We start from the raw sequence: 18,235 nt of genomic DNA on the forward strand, positions 1-18,235 counted from the left end.
GCCGAACGGGTGGCGCGCGATCTGAAGCTGGCCGAAGACCCCGCCTTTCTCGATCCGGCCACGCCGCCCGCCCAGCGCGCCCGCGCCGCGGCCGCCCGGCTCGCGCGCAATCTCGAGGTCGGCCCGCAGCGCGGCAGCGATCTGGTGACGCTCGCCTACACCGATCCCGATCCGGCCCGCGCCGCGCGCATCGCCAACGGCTTTGCCGAGGGGTTCATCGCCGCGACCACCGAGAACCGCTACAACACCACCAATTATGCCCGCGGCTTCCTGCAGGACCAGCTCGCGGTGGCGCGCGAACGGCTGGAGAATTCCGAACGGGCGCTGGTCGCCTATGCGCAGCGGCAGGGCATCGTCCAGCTCGACACCGGCAGCGCCCGCGGCAGTGGCGGCCGCGAGGGCGACGGGCCGAGCGCGGCCGGCGGCGACACGCTCTCGAGCCAGGCGCTGCTGGGCCTCAACAGCGCGCTCTCGCAGGCGACGGCGGAGCGGATCGCTGCCGAGCAGGCCTATCGCCAGACCGGCGGGGCAGGGTTCTCGGGCGAGCAGATCGCCGATCCCGCGCTGCAAGCCCTGCGCGCCGAGCGTTCGCGGCTGGAGGCGGACTACAGCGAGCGGCTGAAGACCTTCAAGCCCGACTATCCCGAGATGCTCGCGCTCCAGGCCAAGATCGCCGAAGTGAAGGCGGCCATCACGCGCGAGACCGGCGCAATCGCCAGCTCGCTCGCCAGCCGCTACCGGGCCGCCGCCGGGCGCGAGCGCGAGTTGCAGGCGGAGGTGGCTGAGCTGCGTGCGCAGGTGCTCGACCTGCGCAGCCGCGGGATCGGCTACAATTTCCTCCAGCGCGAGGTCGATACCAACCGCGAGCTCTATGACGCGCTGCTGCAGCGCTACAAGGAGATCGGCGTCGTCGGCGAGCTGGGCGAGAATCAGGCGACCGTGATCGACCGTGCGCTCGCGCCGATGAGCCCCTACCGCCCGCAGCCGCTGCGCAATCTCGGCATCGCGCTGGTGCTCGGGCTGATCGCGGGGCTCGGCCTTGCCTTCCTCGTCGAGTTCGTCGACGACACGGTCAAGTCGCCCGAGGAAATCTCGGACATGCTCGGCCTGCCGGTGCTCGGCGTGGTGCCGCGTCCGGGCAAGGGCGAGAAGCTGTCAGAGCAGCTCGAGGATGCCAAGTCCCCGGTCACCGAAAGCTATCAGTCGATCACCGCCGCGCTGCGGTTCATCGGCGATGGCGGCACCCCGCGCTCGATCCTCGTCACCAGTTCGCGCGCCGCGGAGGGCAAGTCCACTTCCTCGCTGGCGATCGCGCAGAGCCTGGCGCGGGTGGGCAAGCGGGTGCTGCTGATCGATGCGGACATGCGCAATCCCTCCTTCCTGTCGGAGACGGCAAGGCTGTGGGGGCTGAGCACGCTGCTGGCCAACACGTCCAAGCTGGAGGACATGGTCGTGCCGACCCGGTTCGAGACCTTGTGGCTGCTGCCCGCAGGGCCGATCCCCGCAGCGCCCGCGCATCTGCTGGCGACCTTGCGGATCCACGAGGTCATCGCCGAGGCGTCGGCAGGTTATGACGTGGTGGTTGTCGACGCGCCGCCTGTTCTTGGCCTTGCCGATGCGCCGACGCTCGCCTCGATCTGCGAGGCGACCGTGCTGATCGTCGAGGCGGGTTCGGCGCGCCGCGCGGCAATCCGGCGGACGCTGCGTCGCCTGCTCGATGCCAAGGCCAGTGTGGTCGGCACGGTGCTGACCAAGTTCCAGCCCAAGACCGGCTCGGATCACGAAAGCTATGGCTACGGCTATGGTGCGGGGGCGGAAGCGGCGCATTCCGGCCTGCTGGGCAAGCTGCGGCGGCGCCCGAAGGTCGAAGGCAAGACGCTGGATATCGGCGCATGATGAAGGGTGCGCGCGCGATGCTGATCGCGCTGGTGCTGGCAGGAATGTGGATCTCGCTGCGCACGGCGGTCGGTGCGCAATCCGATGCGCTGCGGCCCGAGGCCTCGGCCTGGGCGGTGCCGCGCAGCGGCAATGCGCTTGCAACGCTCGCCGCGCAGCGGATTGTCGCGCAGGACGGTACGATCGACGCGCCCGCCCGCGCGCTGATCGCCGATGCCATGGCGCGGGTGCCGGCGGCAGGTCAGCCGCTCGCGCTGGCGGGCCTTGCCGCGAGCGCCGAGGGCGATCTGCCCCGCGCCACGCAGCTGATGGAGGCCGCGCGCCGCCGCGCCCCGCGCTTCCCGCTCGCGCGCAACTGGCTGCTCAACGAATATGCCCGCACCGCCCGCTATGACGCGGCGCTGGTGGAGGCGGGCGTGCTGATGCGCCTTGCGCCCGAGACCCGGCCGCAGGTCTACACGCTGATCGCGGCGATGGCCGCGCGCGCGGACGCTGCCCCGGCGGTGCGCCGCGCGCTCGCCCGCCAGCCCGACTGGGCCGAGCCCTACGCCGCCTGGGCCCGCCCGCATAAGCGGGCCGACGAAGCGACATGAGGGCGGGGCAACCGGGCCCGGCTCCGGCGCCGGCTTCGGTCGTGGCATCGGTGCGGCTGATCCACGCCCAGCTCACCCCCCACCGCCAGCGGCAATTGCTGCTGCTCTTCGCTCTGATGCTGGCCGGCGCGCTCGCCGAGACCGCCACCGTCGGCGCGGTGCTGCCGTTCCTCGCGATCGTGTCCCCCGGAGCCGAACTCGGGCAATATGGCGCCGTGGTCGAGCCTGTCGCCGGGCTTGCCGCGGTCTTCGGCGTCAGCACGCTGGTGATGGCGGCGCTGCTGCTGGTTGCGCTTGCAGTGATTGCCGCGGTGATCCGGCTCGTGCTGCTGTGGAACAGCCAGAAGATCTTCTTCGCGATCGGCCACGACCTGTCGATGGGCGTCTATGCCCGCGTGCTTCACCGCCCCTATGCCCGACACGTGATGGAGAACAGCGCGACCACGCAGGCCGCGATGCAGAAGGTGCAGTTCGTGCTCGGCAATGTGCTGCTGCCCGCCATTGCCGGGCTGACGGCGGCGGCGGTGGCGCTGTTCATCCTGGCCGCGCTGATTGCCATCGACGCCCGCACAGCCCTGATCGCGGCCGCCTGTTTCGGGGTGATCTACGCGCTGGTGAGCCGCCTCACGCGCCGCCGCCTCTATGCCAACAGCGATCTGGTTTCGAGCGCGATGAAGGGGCGGGTCCAGGTTCTGCAGGAAGGGTTGGGAGGGATCCGCGACGTGCTGCTCGATCATTCGCAGCCGCTGTTCCTCGCCAAGTTCGCCGCGGTCGATCGCCAATTCACCCGTTCGCAGGCCACCAACCAGTTCCTCGCTGCCGCGCCGCGCTTCGTGGTCGAGGCGGCAGGGGTGCTGATGATCGCGGTCATCGCGGTGTTCGTGTCCGGCCGTCCGGGGGGCATTGCCGCCGCGCTGCCGATGCTCGGCGCGCTGGCGCTGGGGGCGCAGCGTCTGCTGCCGCTGATCCAGCAGACCTATTTCAGCTGGGCGCAGATCTATGGCCACCGCGCCGCGCTGGTCGAGGTCGCGCGCCTGCTGGCCGAGCCGCTCCCGGCCGCCACCGACCCTGCCGCGGCGCACCCAGCCGCAGCGGGGACGGGGACGGTCACCTTCCGCGAGGTCACCTTCGCCTATCCGGGCAACCGCGGCACGGCGCTCTCGGACATCGACCTTGCCATCGCGCCCGGCGCGCGGATCGGCCTCGTCGGGCCTTCGGGCAGCGGCAAGAGCACCTTCGTCGACCTTCTCCTCGGCCTGCTCGAGCCGACGGCAGGCGAAGTGCTGATCGACGGCGTGCCGCTGGACGAGACGACCCGCGCTGCATGGCAGGCCGCGGTCGCGCATGTGCCGCAGGCGATCTTCCTCGCCGATGGCAGCATTGCTGAGAACATCGCCTTCGGCCGCTCGGGCGCGGCAATCGATCAGGAGCGCGTGCGCGAGGCGGCGCGGCTGGCCGAGCTTGACACCTTCATCGCCACGCTGCCGCAGGGCTACGACACCTTCGTCGGTGAGCGCGGCGTGCGCCTCTCGGGCGGCCAGCGGCAACGCATCGGGATTGCCCGCGCGCTCTACAAGCAGGCCCGCGTGCTGGTGCTGGACGAGGCGACCAGCGCGCTCGACGAGGCGACCGAGGCGGCTGTGATGCAGGCGGTCTCGCAGCTCCCGCGTGAACTCACGCTGGTGATCGTCGCGCACCGTCTCTCGACGCTCAAGCTGTGCGAGCAGATCGTGCGGCTGGAGGCAGGGCGGGTGGCCGAGCAGGGCAGCTATGCCCAAGTGATCGGGCCGGCGCGAGGGCACGGATGAGCCTTGCGCCGGGGGCGGGGGAGACGCGCGGGGACATTCAGGCGCTGCGCGGTTTCGCCGTACTTGCCGTCATCATCTATCATGCGGGCCTGCCGATCGCTGAAGGCGGCTTCCTCGGCGTGGACGTGTTCTTCGTCGTCTCGGGCTTCCTCATCGGCGGGCATGTGCTGCGCGCGCTGGAGGAGGGGCGCTTTGCCTTCGGCACCTTCTACTTGCGGCGCATCCGGCGGTTGATCCCGGCGGCCTATGCCATGCTGCTGCTGACGGTGCTCGCCGCAGCGGCGCTGCTGACGACGGACGCCCATGCCCGTTTCACCGCGCAGGCGCTGGGATCGCTCGTCTATGCCACCAACATCGTGCTGTGGCGGCAGATCAACTACTTCAACGACCAGTCGGACAGCGAGCCGCTGCTGCACATGTGGTCGCTGGCGGTGGAGGAGCAGTTCTATCTGCTGCTGCCGCTCGCGCTGTGGCTGCTGCCGCGCCGCTGGCGCGCGGGCGGGGTGACGGTTGCGACCGTGGTGAGCCTTGCGCTCTATCTCTGGCTCTACCCCCGCTCGCCGGGCGCGGCGTTCTATCTGTTGCCGACCCGCGCGTGGGAGCTGGGGCTGGGCGTGCTGGCGGCGATGCTGGCTGCGCGCGGCCTCGGTCAAAACGGGATGCGGTGGCTGGCTTTGCCGCTGGTGGCGGTGATGGCGCTGCCGGTGATCCTGCCGCCTTCTGGCGTGCCGCTGCACTGGCTCGCGATCCCGGTGTGTCTCACCACCGCCGCACTGCTGCTCGTCGCGCTGCCGAGCCCCCGCGCGCTCGCGCCGCTGGAGCGGATCGGCGATGCCTCCTATTCGCTCTACCTCGTCCATTGGCCGCTGTTCGCCTTTGCCCATGTGATCTGGCTGGGAGCGACCCCGCCGCTTGGCGTGCGGCTCGGACTTGTGGCGGCAACCTTCGTGCTCGGCTGGCTCTCATGGCGCTGGATCGAGCAGCCCGGGCGCTTCGCCCCGCTTGCGGCGCGCCGGGTGGTGGCGCTCTATGCCGGGGTGACGCTGGTGCTGGCCGGAGCGGTGCTCGCCGCCGCCGCTCTGGTCAAGGCGCGCCCCGAGCCTATCGACCTTGCCGGGGTCACAGGCCTCGACCTCGCCGGCTGCGATGCCGATGCGGCGCGGTTCGACGGAGCCTGTGCGCAAGGCTCCGCGCCCGATCTGCTGGTGTGGGGCGATTCCTTCTCGCAGCAGCTGATCCCCGCGCTGCTTGCCGATGGGGAGCGCAATCTGGCGCAGGCGAGCAAGGGGCAATGCGCGCCGCTGCCGGGCCTTGCGCCGGCCGACCGCGATGCCACGGCCGCCTTCGCGCGCGATTGTCTGGCCTATAATGCCAGCGTGCTCGACTATCTCGGCCGCACGCCATCGATCCGGGTGGTGGTGCTGTCGGGCAATTATGCCCGCTTCGCGCAGGCCGGCACCAAGGCGCTGCGGCCCGATGGGCGGCTTGCCACTGCAAGCCTGTCCGAGATGATCGCGGCCCAGCAGCGTACCGCCGCAACGATCCGGGCGATGGGCAAAGCGGTGGCGATCGTGACCGGGCCGGTCGCGGCGCGCTTCGATGCCGGACAGTGCCGGGCGCGGGCGATCGGCGGCTTACCCAGCGCCGCGCCCGCTCCCGATTGCGCGATCCCGTCTGACGCCAGAGCCGTGCCGATGGCATGGCAGGAGGCGCTCTTCACCGGATTTGCGCGCGACGGGCAGACGCCGGTCTTGCGGCTCGACCGGATGCTTTGCCCCGATCCTGCACTATGTCCGACGGCGCTGGACGGCGTGGCGCTGTATCGCGACGCACATCATCTGAGCGCGTCCGGCAGCGCGCTGGTGGGGAAGCGCTTCAGGCTGGGCGAGGCGGCGCGTGCGGCGGCCGCTCAGCGCAGCCGGTGACGCAGGCGCCACACTCGCGCCCCGAGACGCAGCAAGGTGCGCGGGACGAAGCTGACTGTCCACCACAGCCACCATCTGCGGCTCCGGGAGGTCGCTCCGCCCAGCATGTCGCGTGCTGCCGCTCCGTGGCCGTGATAGACCATCTGGCGCGCAAAGCGCACGCGCAGCATGTCGCCATAGGCCCGCAGCATCGCATGGCGCGCATGGTGCGCAGGATCGCCGAGCAGCGCGGCGATCGCCGCGAGGTTGGGCGAGGGCGGTGGCGGGGCGCGGCGCAGCTCGGCCTGGCGGGCCTCCATGATCCCGCCATTGCCCCGGACATAAATCGCGGTCAGCGCCTCGCTCACCGCGAAGTGCCCCGAGAGCGCGAGGTGGATCCACAGGTCGGTGTCTTCTCCGGCCGGATAATCCCCGAACCCGCCCGCCGCGATCACCGCGCTGCGCTGCGCCGCGACCGCCGAGGTCCAGACCCGGTCGCAGTTTGTCCCGGCGAAGAAATCGATCTCCCGGCTCGGCGCGCCGGCGGCGGCAGGGTCTGCCGGCGGAGGCGAGACCGGCAGCGTCGCCCAGCGGAAACCGGATCCGACCAACGCGCAATCCGGGTGCCGCGCGATCAGAGCATCCAGCACTTCGAGATGATTGGGCGCCCACAGGTCATCGGCATCAATGAAGGCGATCCACTCCCCGCTCGCCTCGGCGATCCCGCGGTTGCGCGCCGGGCCGGGGCCGCGCCGCGCCTCGTGCAGCAGCCGCACGCGGGGATCGGCGATGGCCTGCACCGCTTCCACACTGCCGTCAGTGCTGCCATTGTCGATCACGATCACTTCGCGCGGAGGATGCGTCTGCGACAGCACGCTGTCCAGCGTGGCGGTGACTTCGCCAACCTTGTTGTAGAGCGGGACGACGACCGAGAAGCCTGTGTTTTCGCCCGGCATTATCGTGGTTCGCCCGCGTTAGACATCGCGGAGGAATAACGCTAAGTGCCCGATCTGGCAAAGGTTTTGTGATGGTGGATGGCAGAGTGCTGTTACTTACCGGTTATGACGGAACCCGCGCCGGTGCCGGGCGCGAGGGGCTCTCGCGGCTGATCGAGACCGTGCTGGCCGATCTGGCGGGCTCGCTTGAAGTCATGCGGCTTGCGGGGCGCACTGCGCCGCTCGACGGCTTGCGCGGGCGGCTCGGCGGGCTGGACGGGGCGGCAGCGGCTGAGCTGCGCGCGCGCGTCGCCGATCCCGCGACCGCGGTTCTGGTGTGCGACGGATCGCAGCTCGGCGGAGCAGCGGCGCTCGCCCGCGCGGCGCAGCCCGATCTGCCGATCATCACCTTCTGCCACAATTGCGAGACGCAGTTCTTCGCCGATGCGCTGCGGGCGGCGCCGGGGCTCAAGGCCGCGGGCGTGCTTGCCGGGCACTGGCAGGCCGAGCGGCTGGCGATGCGGCACAGCACGCAGGTCGTCACGCTCAGCCAGCGCGACAGCGCCGAACTCGTCCGTCGCTTCGGTCGCGGGGGCGAGAGGATCGTGCCGCTCGCGCTCGAGGATGCTCGCGACCCTGCGGCGGTGCCGTCGGTACCGGGCGAGCCCTATGCCCTGTTCGTCGGCGGCGGGTTCTTCGGCAATCTCGAAGGCCTGCGCTGGTATGCCCGCGCCGTCGCCCCTTCGCTCGCGATACGAACACTGGTGGTGGGGCGCGGGCTGGAGGGGCTTGGGCCCTTGCCTGCCAATATCGAGCTGGTCGGGCCGGTCGACGACCTCTCGCCGTGGTATGCGGGCGCCGCGCTGGTGGTCGCGCCGATTCTGTCCGGATCGGGGATGAAGACCAAGGTCGCCGAGGCGCTGATGCACGGCAAGCGCGTGGTCGGCACTGCCGAGGGCTTTGCGGGCTATGACGCGGCGGTGGTGGCGGCGAACCACCTGTGCGACGATCCGCAGGACTTCGCCGCCGCGATCAACGCCGCGCTGGCGCAGCCGCCGCCCGCTTTCGATCCGGCGATGAGGGCACTTTACGAAGCCCGCCATTCGCGCACAGCCTTCCGCGACGGGCTGGCGGCGGTGCTGGCCGACTACGACCCGGTCACCTCGCGGTAGATCGCAGCAAGCTCGTCTGCCAGCACGGTGAAGTCGTGGCGGGCGAGCCGCGCGCGCCCGGCCTCGGCCAGTGCGGCGCGCTCGGCGGGGTCGTCCCACAGCATCGCGATGGCGGCGGCGGTGCCTGCGGGATCGCCGAGCGCGAAAAACCTTGCCGCGCCGCCTGCCAGCTCGCGGAACACCGGCGCGTCGCTCGCCGCAACCGGCAGCCCGGCGGCCATCGCCTCGACCAGCGGAATGCCGAACCCCTCGTATGCCGAAGGGAACAGCAGGAGGTCGGCAAGGTGGTACATCGCCCGCAAATCATCGCCGCCCACGCCGCTCAGCAGCCGCACCGACGCGCCGAGGCCGTGGCGGGCGATCGCGGCCTGCAATGCGGCTTCGCTCCCGCCGGGATTGCCCACCACCACCAGCGGCACGTCGCGCTGCTGCGCGCGCAGCACCGCGATGGCGTCGATGGCCTGCGCGAAGTTCTTGCGCGGCTCGAGATGCCCGACGCTCAGCACGAAACGCTCCGGCAAGGTCCAGCGCGCGCGCACTGCGGCGCAGGCGTCCTCGCCCGGGTGCGCGAGGTCTTCGGGCCGGACGCCGTTGTAGAGCCGGCGCACCCGCGCACCGGGGTGGAAGGCGCGCAATTCCTCCGCGACGGTGTCGGACACCGCCAGCGTCAGCCGCGCACGCTTGAGCGCATGGTGCAGCACGGGCCGCGCGACCAGCCGCTCGGCCCACGTTGCATCGGGCCGCACCGGGCGCAGGTCGTGGATCGTCAGCAGGGTCGGGCAATCGGGCGCGATCACGGCGGGGAGGTGAAAGCTCTCGAACAGGTCGAGCCGGTCAGCCTGCAAGGCGCGTCGCCAATAGCCGAGCCCTGCCGCGACGCGCGCGATGCGGCCCTCGGCGGGGAGCGGGGTGACGCGCGCCTCGACATTGGAGCAGGGGGCGAACCATGCCGCCACCCGCACGTCGCGCGGTTCGTAGATGATGAAGTGCCAATCGGGCCGCAGGCGGATCAGCGCGCCCATAAGATAGCGCAGCCGCTGGTTCGCGCCCGAGGGCCGCTCGGTGAAGCAGGTCGCGTTGAGGCCGATGCGCAGGCTCAATGTTCGGCCAGCCCCAGCAGTTCGAAATGGCGGCGGATCACGCGGGTTTGTTCGAAGGGCTGCACCGCCTCGGCGAGCATTTCGGGGGCGATCGGGCGGGCAAGGGCCTCGCGCAAGGCGGCCGCGATCGACTCCGGATCGCCGACCTTGGCAAGGTAGCCGTAGCGCCCGCCTTGCAGCAGTTCGCGCGGGCCGGTCGGGCAATCGGTCGCGACCGGGGTGCAGCCGCACATCATCGCTTCGACCAGCACGTTGGGCATGCCCTCGACATGGCTCGACAGCGCCGAGACCCGCGCGCGGGCGAAATAGCGCAGCGGATTGTCGACCCTGCCCGGCAGGCGCACGCGCTCGGCGAGGCCGAGCCCGGCCACCAGCGCTTCGAGCGCGCCGCGCTCGGGCCCCTCGCCAAGGATCAGCAGCCGCGCGTCCGGCACCAGCGGAATGGCGCGGATCAGGTCAGCAAAGCCCTTCCACGGCGCCAGCGAGCCGGCGGCGACAATCGGCGGGGGCAGACCATCTGCGAACCACGGGTCCTCCACCGGCTCGCCCATGCGTGCGCGGGCGGCGGGGGAATCGACGATGTTGTAAACGCAGACATGGCCCATGCGCGGGAACAGCGTCCGGTATTGCGCGACCATATCCTGCGACACGCAGGTCAGCGCCTGCGCGCGCGGGGCGAGGGCACGCATCGCCTGTTTCAGCACCCAGCGCTTGTTGAAGGGCTTGGAGGAATAGGTGTCGAACGGGGTCACGCGCGAGGAACCGCTGATCCGCGCCTTGGAGCCTGCCAGCAGCGCGGCGGCAAGCACGATGCAGTTGAGGTGATCCTCGGCCGAAAACACCACCTCGGGCTGCGCGCGGCGCAGGTGGCGCACCAGCGGGGCGATCATGCCGCGCACCTGCCGCGCGCCGAGCACCAGCGTGGTGACGCCGGGGGCGGCGGGCACGGTCAGATCGGCATCGCAATTGCCGACCATGAAGGTGACATCATGTCCCCGCTCGGCAAGCGCCGCGGCAAAGCGCGCCTGCGCCAGCGGCACCCCTGAAATCGCATAGCGCGGGGTGACGACGAGGATTTTCACGCTGCTCCTCTCGCAAGGACGCCCGCATACTCCCCGCGGGCGATGCGGCTTTCGGCGAGGAAGATGAAGTTGTTGCAATAGGGCCGGCCGCGCGCGGCGAAGTCCTGATGCTGGCTTGCATCGAAGGCCTCGAGCGGCAGCAGCGCGCCGCTGCACAGGAACCAGCCGCGATAGCCCATGGCCTGCACCTCGGCGAAAGCCTCGCTGATCGGGCGGGCGATGTGGCGCTGCTCGATCTCCACGATCAGCGCCGGGCTGCTGGCGGCGATGGTGGCCGCCGCGCCGCGCAGCACCGCGGCCTCGTGCCCTTCGACGTCGATCTTGATCAGCGCGGCATCGGTGATCCCCATGCTGTCGAGCGGCGCGAGCGGCACCGAGACCCGCCGGCCCTGCGCAACCGCGCCCCCGGCCAGCGCGGCTGAGCTGTCATGCTCCACCCCGCCTTCGCCGGGGATCACCAGTTCGGCGGTGCCCTCGCGATCGGACAGGGCGAGCGCGTGGACCGTAACCCCGCTGCGCCCTTTTGCCCAGGCGGCGAGCACTGCGGCGATGGCGGGGTTGGGTTCGAACAGGTCGACCCGCGCACCCAGCCTTGCGAGCGTCAGCGCATAGGTGCCGTAATTGGCCCCGATATCGAGCGCGCGCTCGCCCGGGCGGATCAGCTGGGGGAGCAGGGAGAGCTCGGCCTCCAGTCCGCCCGCCATCTTCAGGAAAAGGTGCTTGGCCGGCACCTGCCAGCGCGCCGGCAGCATGTCGCGCACCAGTCCCTTGATTTGCGCTAATCCCCTCATTCTGTAGGCGGATAGGTCTGGGGGAGGGGCTTGTCCACTGGCGACTTCCCCTCGCGCGCCTGCTGTTGTAGCCGTGTCGCTCTGCCCTGCCGGTTCGGGGGCGCGAGGCGCGAAAGGCGGAAAGGCATGTGCGGAGTTGCGGGGCTGTGGTCAGGCTCCGGAAGGTTGGCGGGGGCCGAGCTGGAGCGTCGCGCTGAGGCGATGGCCGCCACCCTCGCCTCGCGCGGGCCCGATGGCGCAGGGGTCTGGAGCGACGCGGAAGCGGGGCTGGCGCTCTCCCATCGCCGCCTTGCGGTTGTCGACCTCTCCGACGCGGGCGCGCAGCCGATGGCGAGCGCCTGCGGACGCTATGTGCTGAGCTTCAACGGCGAGATCTACAACCACCGCGAGTTGCGCCGTGCGCTCGAGGCGCGCGGGATGGGCGGCTGGCGCGGGACGTCGGACACCGAGACGCTGCTCGCGCTGATCGCCGCCGACGGACTCGAGCTTGCGCTCCGGCAATGCGTGGGGGCCTTCGCCATCGCCCTGTGGGATCGCCGCGAGCGCCGCCTGCAGCTGGCGCGCGACCGGCTGGGAGAAAAGCCGCTCCATTACGGCTGGAGCGGGCCGGCGGGCGAGCGGTGCCTCGTATTTGCCTCGGAACTGAAGGCGCTCCACGCCATCCCCGGCTTTGCGGCGGGGGTCGACCGGCAAGCGCTGTCGCTCTATCTGCGCGCCAATGCCGTGCCCGCGCCGCACACGATCTACCGCGATGTCTGGAAGGTGCGCCCGGGCCATGTCGTCACGCTGGGCGAGGACACGCTTCGGGCAGGCGCAGGGGCGGGGCAATCGCAGGCCTATTGGGATTTGGCCGCAGTGATCGCCCGGCCGCTCGCCACGCTGGACGAAGCCGAGGCCGAGGCGCGGCTTGAGGCGCTCCTGCTTGAGGCGGTCGGCCAGCAGGTGCTTGCCGATGTGCCGGTCGGGGCGTTCCTGTCGGGCGGGATCGACAGCTCGCTGATCACCGCGCTGATGACGCGGGTCTCGGCGGCGCGGGTGAAGACCTTCACCATCGGTTTCGACCACGCCGGGTTCGACGAAGCCCCCCACGCGCGCGCCGTGGCGCAGCACCTCGGCACCGAGCATACCGAGCTCTATGTCGGCCCCGAAGCCGTGCGCGCCGAGATCCCCGCGCTCGCCGACATCTATGACGAGCCCTTCGCCGACAGCTCGCAGCTCCCGACGTTGCTGGTGAGCCGGTTGGCGCGCAGCGAGGTCACCGTCGCCTTGTCGGGGGATGCGGGGGACGAGCTGTTCTGCGGCTACAACCGCTATCTCCTTTCCCAGCGCTCCTATGCCGCGATGCGCGCGCTGCCCGGCCCGCTTCGCCAGCTGGCGGCGGCCGGGATTGGTGCCGTGCCGCCGGGGGCATGGGATCAGGTCGGCCCGGTGCCGATGTTCGGCGTCAAGCTTGCCAAGGTCGCGCGGATGCTGCGCTCCCCCCTCGATACCCGCGCGATCTATCGGGCCAGCAGCGAGGAATGGGGGGAGGGCCTGCCGCTCATGGGGGGCGGCGATCCGGTCGCATCGCCCGTCGACCTCACCCCTGCGGTGCGCGACACGCCCGAAGAGGCGATGATGCAGTGGGACATGACCGGCTATCTCACCGACGACATTCTGGTGAAGGTCGACCGCGCATCGATGGCGAGCAGCCTTGAGGTGCGGGTGCCGCTGCTCGATCACCGGCTGGTGGAATTCGCCTGGACTCTGCCGCTCGATCTGAAGAAGCGCGACGGGCGCGGCAAGTGGCTGCTGCGCCGGGTGCTGTCGCGGCATGTGCCCGATGCGCTGATCGACCGGCCCAAGGCAGGCTTCGCGGTGCCGGTCGGAGCGTGGCTGCGCGGGGAATTGCGCGATTGGGCAGAGGACTTGCTGTCGCCCGATGCGCTCAACGCCGCGGCCCCCTTTGATGCGGCGGCGATCCGCGCCCGCTGGGGCCAGCACCTTGCGGGCACGCATGACTGGGCGGGATCGCTGTGGGGCGTGCTGATGTTCCAGGCCTGGGCCCGGCGCTGGGGCGCTTCATGCTGATCTACTGGGCCATGTTCGCCGTGCCGGCGGTGTTCGCGCTGCTCGAGCCGCCGGGCGCGCAGGCGCGCGCTGCCTCTTCGGCGCGGCTACGCGGGCGGGCGGGCTTCCTCTGGCTGCTGATCGCCTTCGCTCTGGTGACGATCATCGGCCTCAGATGGGAGACCGGCGGCGACTGGGGCAGCTACGACCGCATTGTGCAATCGGCGCTGTGGACCGACAATCCCTACGGCCTGCTGGGCGATCCCGGGTTCCGCCTGATCACCCGGGTTGCGGCGCAAAGCGCTTACGGGATGCTGGTGGTGACCATGGTCAGCGCGCTGGTGGTCACTGCCGGGCTGGTGCGGTTCTGCCTTGCCCAGCCGCGCCCGTGGCTGTGTCTGGCTGTGGCCGTGCCTTACTTCGTTGTGGTGATGGGGATGGGCTATATCCGCCAGGGCATGGCGGTCTCGCTCTTGCTGATGGCGCTGATCGCGGTGCAGCAGGGCAGCGCGGTGCGCTTTGTCGGCTGGGTGCTGGCGGCAGTGATGTTCCATTCGACCGCGCTGATCTTTCTCCCGCTGGCGGTGTTCATGGCCCGCATCCACCCCTTTGCGCGCCTGCTGCTCCTGCTGGGCGCGGGCGCGGTTCTGGCCGTGGCCGCCACCGGCGAGCGCACCGGGCTGCTGCTGACCAATTATGTCGAACAGGAGATGACCTCCTCGGGCGCGCTGGTGCGCCTCGCAATGACCGCGCTGCCCGGCGCGATCCTGCTCTACTGGCGCTCGCGCTTTGACCTTGCGCCTTCCGAGCGCTGGATCTGGATGATGCTGTCGGCCGCCGGGCTGGTGGCGCTGGCGCTGGTGCTGGTGTTCCCGACCTCGACCGCGATCGACCGTCTCGGGCTCTATCTGCTGCCGCTGCAGCTGTTCGTCTATGCGCGCCTGCCCGATGCGCTGGCCGGCAACGAGCGCACCGCGCGGGTGCTCGCGACGGCGGTGGTCGCGCTGTATGCAGCAGCCTTCTACGTGTGGCTCAACTACGCCGTGAACGTCGAGTTCTGGCTGCCCTACCGCTTCTTCCTGTTCGAGGACGGCGTGTGTCTCGAGTGCTGATCTCGATCAACGCGGCCTGGAACGTCGTCAATTTCCGCGCCGGGCTGGTGAGGGCGCTGGTGGCCGACGGGCACGAGGTGATCGCTGCGGTCCCTGACGACGGCGCGCTCGCCGCAGTCGAGGCCTTGGGCGCGCGGGTGGCGGTGCTGCCGATGACCAGCGCAAGCACCTCGGTGACCGGCGACCTTGCCCTGCTGTGGCGCTATGTCCGCCTGATCCGGCGCGAGCGGCCCGATGCCTATCTCGGCTGGACGATCAAGCCCAACACCTACGGCGCGCTCGCCGCGCGGCTGGCGGGCGTGCCGCGGATCGCCAATGTCTCGGGGCTCGGCACAGCCTTCATCCGCGAGACCTGGCTGACGCGGGTGGCAGAGGCCTTGTACCGGCTCGGGCTGGGCGGGGCTGCCACGGTGTTCTTCCAGAACCACGACGACCGCGCCGAATTTATCGCGCGGCGGTTGGTCGCGCCTTCATGCGTCGAGGTGCTGCCCGGATCGGGGATCGACGCGGTGCATTACGATCCGGCCCCTTGGCCGCGTGTCGAGGACGGCACCTTCCGTTTCCTGATGGTGGCGCGGTTGATCCGCGACAAGGGCGTGAGCGAGTTCGTCGAGGCCGCCCGGATCGTGCGCGCCCGCCATCCGGAGGCGCGTTTTGCGCTGCTCGGCTTTCTTGATGTCGACAATGCCACCGCCATTTCCCGCGCCGAGCTGGAGGGTTGGGTGGCCGAAGGCGCGGTCGAATATTGGGGCGCGGCCGAGGATGTCCGCCCGTTCCTCGGCAATGCCGATTGCGTGGTGCTGCCAAGCTATCGCGAGGGCCTGTCGCGGGTGCTGCTCGAAGCGGGCGCGATGGCGCGGCCCGCAATCGCAACCGACGTGCCGGGCTGCCGCGACGTGATTGTGCCGGGCGAGACCGGGCTGCTGTGCGCGGTCCGCGACGCGCAGAGTCTGGCGGCACGCATGACCGAGATGATCGCACTCCCGGCAGCGCAGCGCGCCGCAATGGGCCGCGCCGCGCGGGCGCACATCATTGAACGATTTGCCGAAACGCATGTCATATCAGCCTATCGCGCAGTGCTTGCGCGGGCTATCGAGTAGCCGATTCGGGAGTTGGCGGCGGCGTCCTGCCCCCGCACGGGTGCATCGCGGGGGGATTGGCAGTTGACGGCGGGACACGAGGGGACTGTTCCGGACATCGTCGTCGTCGGCCTGGGCTATGTCGGACTGCCGCTGGCGCTGCGGCTGTCGAAGGCCTTCCCGGTGCGCGGGTTCGATATCGACGCTGGCCGGATCGCCGAACTGCGCGAGGGCTATGACCGCACCCACGAGGTCGACAGCGCGCTGCTGCTCGCCGCGCTCGAAACCAGCGCCCTGCGGCTCGAACAGGATGTCGCCGCGTGCCGGGGGGCGCAGGCCTATATCGTCACCGTGCCGACCCCGGTCGATGCCGACAATCGCCCCGATCTGGCGCTGGTGGAACGCGCCTGCGCGTCGGTCGCCGCCATGCTCGAAGCCGCGGCCCGGCCCGTGGTGGTGTTCGAGAGCACGGTCTATCCCGGCGTGACCGAGGACGTGTGCGGCCCGATCCTCGCGCAGGCATCGGGGCTGGAGCGCGGGCGCGATTTCTTCCTCGGCTATTCGCCCGAACGCATCAATCCGGGCGACCGCGAGCACACCGTCGACCGCATCACCAAGGTGGTGGCGGGCGAGAACCCCGAAGTCACCGCAAGGCTCTGCGCGATCTACGGCGAGGTCACCAGCGGCGGGGTGTTCGCCGCCCGCTCGATCCGGGTGGCCGAGGCCGCCAAGGTGATCGAGAACGCCCAGCGCGACATCAACATCGCCTTCATCAACGAAGTCGCGCAGATCACCCGCAAGCTGGGCATCTCGATCTACGACGTGCTCGATGCAGCCAAGACAAAGTGGAACTTCCTGCCCTTCCAGCCGGGCATGGTCGGCGGGCACTGCATCGGGGTCGATCCCTATTATCTCAGCCACTGCGCGCAAGGGCTGGGGCATGACCCGCAGGTGATCCTCGCCGGGCGGTCGATCAATGACGGCATGGCCAGCTGGCTGGCAGGCGAGCTCGACCGCGCGCTGGCGCCCTCCTCGCGGGTGCTGGTGCTGGGCCTCGCCTTCAAGGAGAACGTCCCCGACCTGCGCAACAGCAAGGTCGCCGAACTGATCGCGTCGCTGTGCGCGCGCGGGCACACGGTCGCCGTCCACGACCCGCTGGTCGACAGGCACGAGGCGCATCACGAATACGGGATCGATCTGCTTGCCGATCTGCCGCAGGAACCGTGGGACGCGGTGATCATGGCGGTGCCGCACGCCGCCTATCACGCGCTGCCCCAGGCGCGCCTTGCCGCGCTGCTGCATGAAGGTGGCCTGTTCGCCGACATCAAGAACGCCTTCCCGGGCCTGGACGAAGTGCCGGGCGTCAGGCGCTGGCGGATATGAAATCGGTCGCCAGCCCCCTGAGCACGGTGCTGACCGCGCCGCGCCGGGCGCAGGTGATCTGGGTGCGGCCGCTGTTCCAGCTGCTGGGTTCGCTGCTCGCCGCTGTCGCGCTCCCCTATGCGCTGGCGGCGGGGATCACGCCCGAGCTGCTGGGGCTCGATCTCTACTACGTCTCGCTCGCCGCCTCGGTGTCCGCGATCGCGCTGGCGTTCTGGACCTATCGCAACCTTGCCGCCTTTCCGGGGATCCGGTCGAGCTACTACATCCTGCCGGTCTTCCTATCGAGCTTCGTTGCCGTGTTCACCGTGCTGTTCCTCGCCCGCCTCGGCTATAGCCGCCCGCTGCTGGTGGTGAGCTTCGTGGTCGCGCTCGCATGGTTCTACCTCGTCTATTTCATGATCCAGCGCAGCCAGACGCTTAAGATAGCGGTGGTGCCCTTCGGCCGGGTCGACTGTCTCTACGACATTGAGCAGGTGGAGTGGGCGGTGCTCGGGCAGCCGGTGATCCCGCCCTCGGCCGATCTGCTCACTGCCGACTTCGACACCGACCTGCCGCGCGAATGGCTCAACTTCCTTGCCGAATGCGCGCTGCAGGGGGTCACGGTGCTGCACTTCAAGCAGCTGCGCCAGTCGCTCACCGGGCAGGTCCAGACCGAGCACCTCTCCGAGAACGCCGATGGCGCGCTGGCGCCGAGCGCGAATTACATCGCCATCAAGCGCTTTGCCGATACCCTGCTGGCGCTTGCCCTGCTGCCGGTGCTGCTTCCGCTGTTCGTGATCGTGGCCGCGGCGATCCGGCTGGATTCGCCCGGCCCGGTGTTCTTCCGCCAGATCCGGATCGGTTATCGCGGCAGGGCTTTTGCGGTCTGGAAGTTCCGCACCATGCGCGTCGCCGCGCCCGCCGTGCCTACGAGCGGCGACCCGCGCGAGCGCGCCATCACCCGCGAGGACGACCCGCGCATCACCCCGCTCGGCCGCTGGCTGCGCCGCAGCCGGATCGACGAGCTGCCGCAGGTCTTCAACGTGCTGCGCGGCGAGATGAGCTGGATCGGCCCGCGCCCCGAAGCGCTCGAACTGTCGCGCTGGTACGAGACCGAGCTGCCCTTCTACCGCTACCGCCACGTGGTGCGCCCGGGCATCTCGGGCTGGGCGCAGGTCAGCCAGGGCCACGTTGCCGATCTCGACAGCGTGCTGAAGAAGCTCAACTACGATTTCTTCTACATCAGCCGCTTCAGCCTGTGGCTCGACGTGCTGATCGTCCTGCGCACGATCAAGACAATGCTGACCGGCTTCGGCTCGCGCTGAGGGGCGCAGGCTCGCCGCGCGGCCGGG

14 protein-coding genes are annotated in these 18,235 nt (G+C 70.2%); 10 read left to right on the forward strand and 4 right to left on the reverse strand.

Features of this window, described 5'->3' with window-relative positions; all coding sequences use genetic code 11:
• The 4 genes from NBV68_RS01890 to NBV68_RS01905 form a co-directional block, all read left to right on the forward strand.
• Positions 1 to 1,896: polysaccharide biosynthesis tyrosine autokinase (locus NBV68_RS01890; RefSeq protein ID WP_296306745.1), on the forward strand; the 1,896-nt coding region annotated here is incomplete at its 5' end.
• Positions 1,893 to 2,489: a hypothetical protein gene (locus NBV68_RS01895; RefSeq protein ID WP_296306746.1), complete on the forward strand. Its 597-nt coding sequence runs from the start codon at positions 1,893 to 1,895 to the stop codon at positions 2,487 to 2,489. The genes NBV68_RS01890 and NBV68_RS01895, both read left to right, overlap by 4 nt.
• A complete protein-coding gene (locus NBV68_RS01900) occupies positions 2,486 to 4,297 on the forward strand; it encodes an ABC transporter ATP-binding protein (protein WP_296306747.1) in 1,812 nt (603 codons plus the stop codon). The genes NBV68_RS01895 and NBV68_RS01900 overlap by 4 nt, the downstream gene beginning before the upstream one ends.
• On the forward strand, positions 4,294 to 6,222 hold the full coding sequence (locus NBV68_RS01905; protein WP_296306749.1) for an acyltransferase family protein: 1,929 nt from the start codon (positions 4,294 to 4,296) through the stop codon (positions 6,220 to 6,222). The genes NBV68_RS01900 and NBV68_RS01905 overlap by 4 nt, the downstream gene beginning before the upstream one ends.
• Here NBV68_RS01905 and NBV68_RS01910 read toward each other — a convergent pair.
• On the reverse strand, positions 6,207 to 7,157 hold the full coding sequence (locus NBV68_RS01910; protein WP_296306751.1) for a glycosyltransferase family A protein: 951 nt from the start codon (positions 7,155 to 7,157) through the stop codon (positions 6,207 to 6,209). The genes NBV68_RS01905 and NBV68_RS01910 overlap by 16 nt on opposite strands.
• A 71-nt stretch (positions 7,158 to 7,228) precedes the next feature.
• On the opposite strand from NBV68_RS01910, the gene NBV68_RS01915 reads away from it, so the two are divergent.
• The gene (locus tag NBV68_RS01915) at positions 7,229 to 8,308 is read left to right on the forward strand and encodes a glycosyltransferase family 4 protein (RefSeq protein WP_296306752.1); all 1,080 of its coding nucleotides are present in this window, start codon (positions 7,229 to 7,231) and stop codon (positions 8,306 to 8,308) included.
• Here NBV68_RS01915 and NBV68_RS01920 read toward each other — a convergent pair.
• From NBV68_RS01920 to NBV68_RS01930, 3 genes are read right to left on the reverse strand one after another with little or no spacing between them, the layout of a single operon-like run.
• Complete coding sequence (locus tag NBV68_RS01920) at positions 8,284 to 9,408, reverse strand: glycosyltransferase family 1 protein (protein WP_296306755.1); 1,125 nt, start codon at positions 9,406 to 9,408, stop codon at positions 8,284 to 8,286. The genes NBV68_RS01915 and NBV68_RS01920 overlap by 25 nt on opposite strands.
• Positions 9,405 to 10,490 carry a glycosyltransferase gene (locus tag NBV68_RS01925; RefSeq protein ID WP_296306757.1) on the reverse strand — a complete coding sequence of 362 codons (1,086 nt, stop codon included), beginning with the start codon at positions 10,488 to 10,490 and terminating at the stop codon, positions 9,405 to 9,407. The genes NBV68_RS01920 and NBV68_RS01925 overlap by 4 nt, the downstream gene beginning before the upstream one ends.
• Positions 10,487 to 11,242 carry an FkbM family methyltransferase gene (locus NBV68_RS01930; RefSeq protein ID WP_296306808.1) on the reverse strand — a complete coding sequence of 252 codons (756 nt, stop codon included), beginning with the start codon at positions 11,240 to 11,242 and terminating at the stop codon, positions 10,487 to 10,489. The genes NBV68_RS01925 and NBV68_RS01930 overlap by 4 nt, the downstream gene beginning before the upstream one ends.
• Positions 11,243 to 11,407: 165 nt before the next feature.
• Between NBV68_RS01930 and asnB the strand changes: the two genes are divergently transcribed.
• From asnB to NBV68_RS01955, 5 genes are all read left to right on the forward strand, one after another.
• Positions 11,408 to 13,351 carry an asparagine synthase (glutamine-hydrolyzing) gene (gene asnB / locus NBV68_RS01935; RefSeq protein ID WP_296306759.1) on the forward strand — a complete coding sequence of 648 codons (1,944 nt, stop codon included), beginning with the start codon at positions 11,408 to 11,410 and terminating at the stop codon, positions 13,349 to 13,351.
• A complete protein-coding gene (locus NBV68_RS01940; protein WP_296306760.1) occupies positions 13,345 to 14,442 on the forward strand; it encodes an EpsG family protein in 1,098 nt (365 codons plus the stop codon). Before asnB ends, NBV68_RS01940 begins: the two co-directional genes overlap by 7 nt.
• Positions 14,436 to 15,542, forward strand: coding sequence for a glycosyltransferase family 4 protein (locus NBV68_RS01945; protein WP_296306763.1), 1,107 nt, complete (start codon positions 14,436 to 14,438; stop codon positions 15,540 to 15,542). Before NBV68_RS01940 ends, NBV68_RS01945 begins: the two co-directional genes overlap by 7 nt.
• Positions 15,543 to 15,605: 63 nt before the next feature.
• Positions 15,606 to 16,904 (forward strand): nucleotide sugar dehydrogenase, encoded by a 1,299-nt coding sequence (locus tag NBV68_RS01950; RefSeq protein WP_296306765.1) that lies wholly within the window; start codon positions 15,606 to 15,608, stop codon positions 16,902 to 16,904.
• Entirely contained in the window at positions 16,901 to 18,208 is a 1,308-nt protein-coding gene (locus NBV68_RS01955) for a sugar transferase (protein ID WP_296306767.1), read from the forward strand. Before NBV68_RS01950 ends, NBV68_RS01955 begins: the two co-directional genes overlap by 4 nt.
• Positions 18,209 to 18,235: the final 27 nt, after the last annotated feature.

The organism is Erythrobacter sp. (genome assembly GCF_023653175.1).
Lineage (GTDB): Bacteria > Pseudomonadota > Alphaproteobacteria > Sphingomonadales > Sphingomonadaceae > Erythrobacter.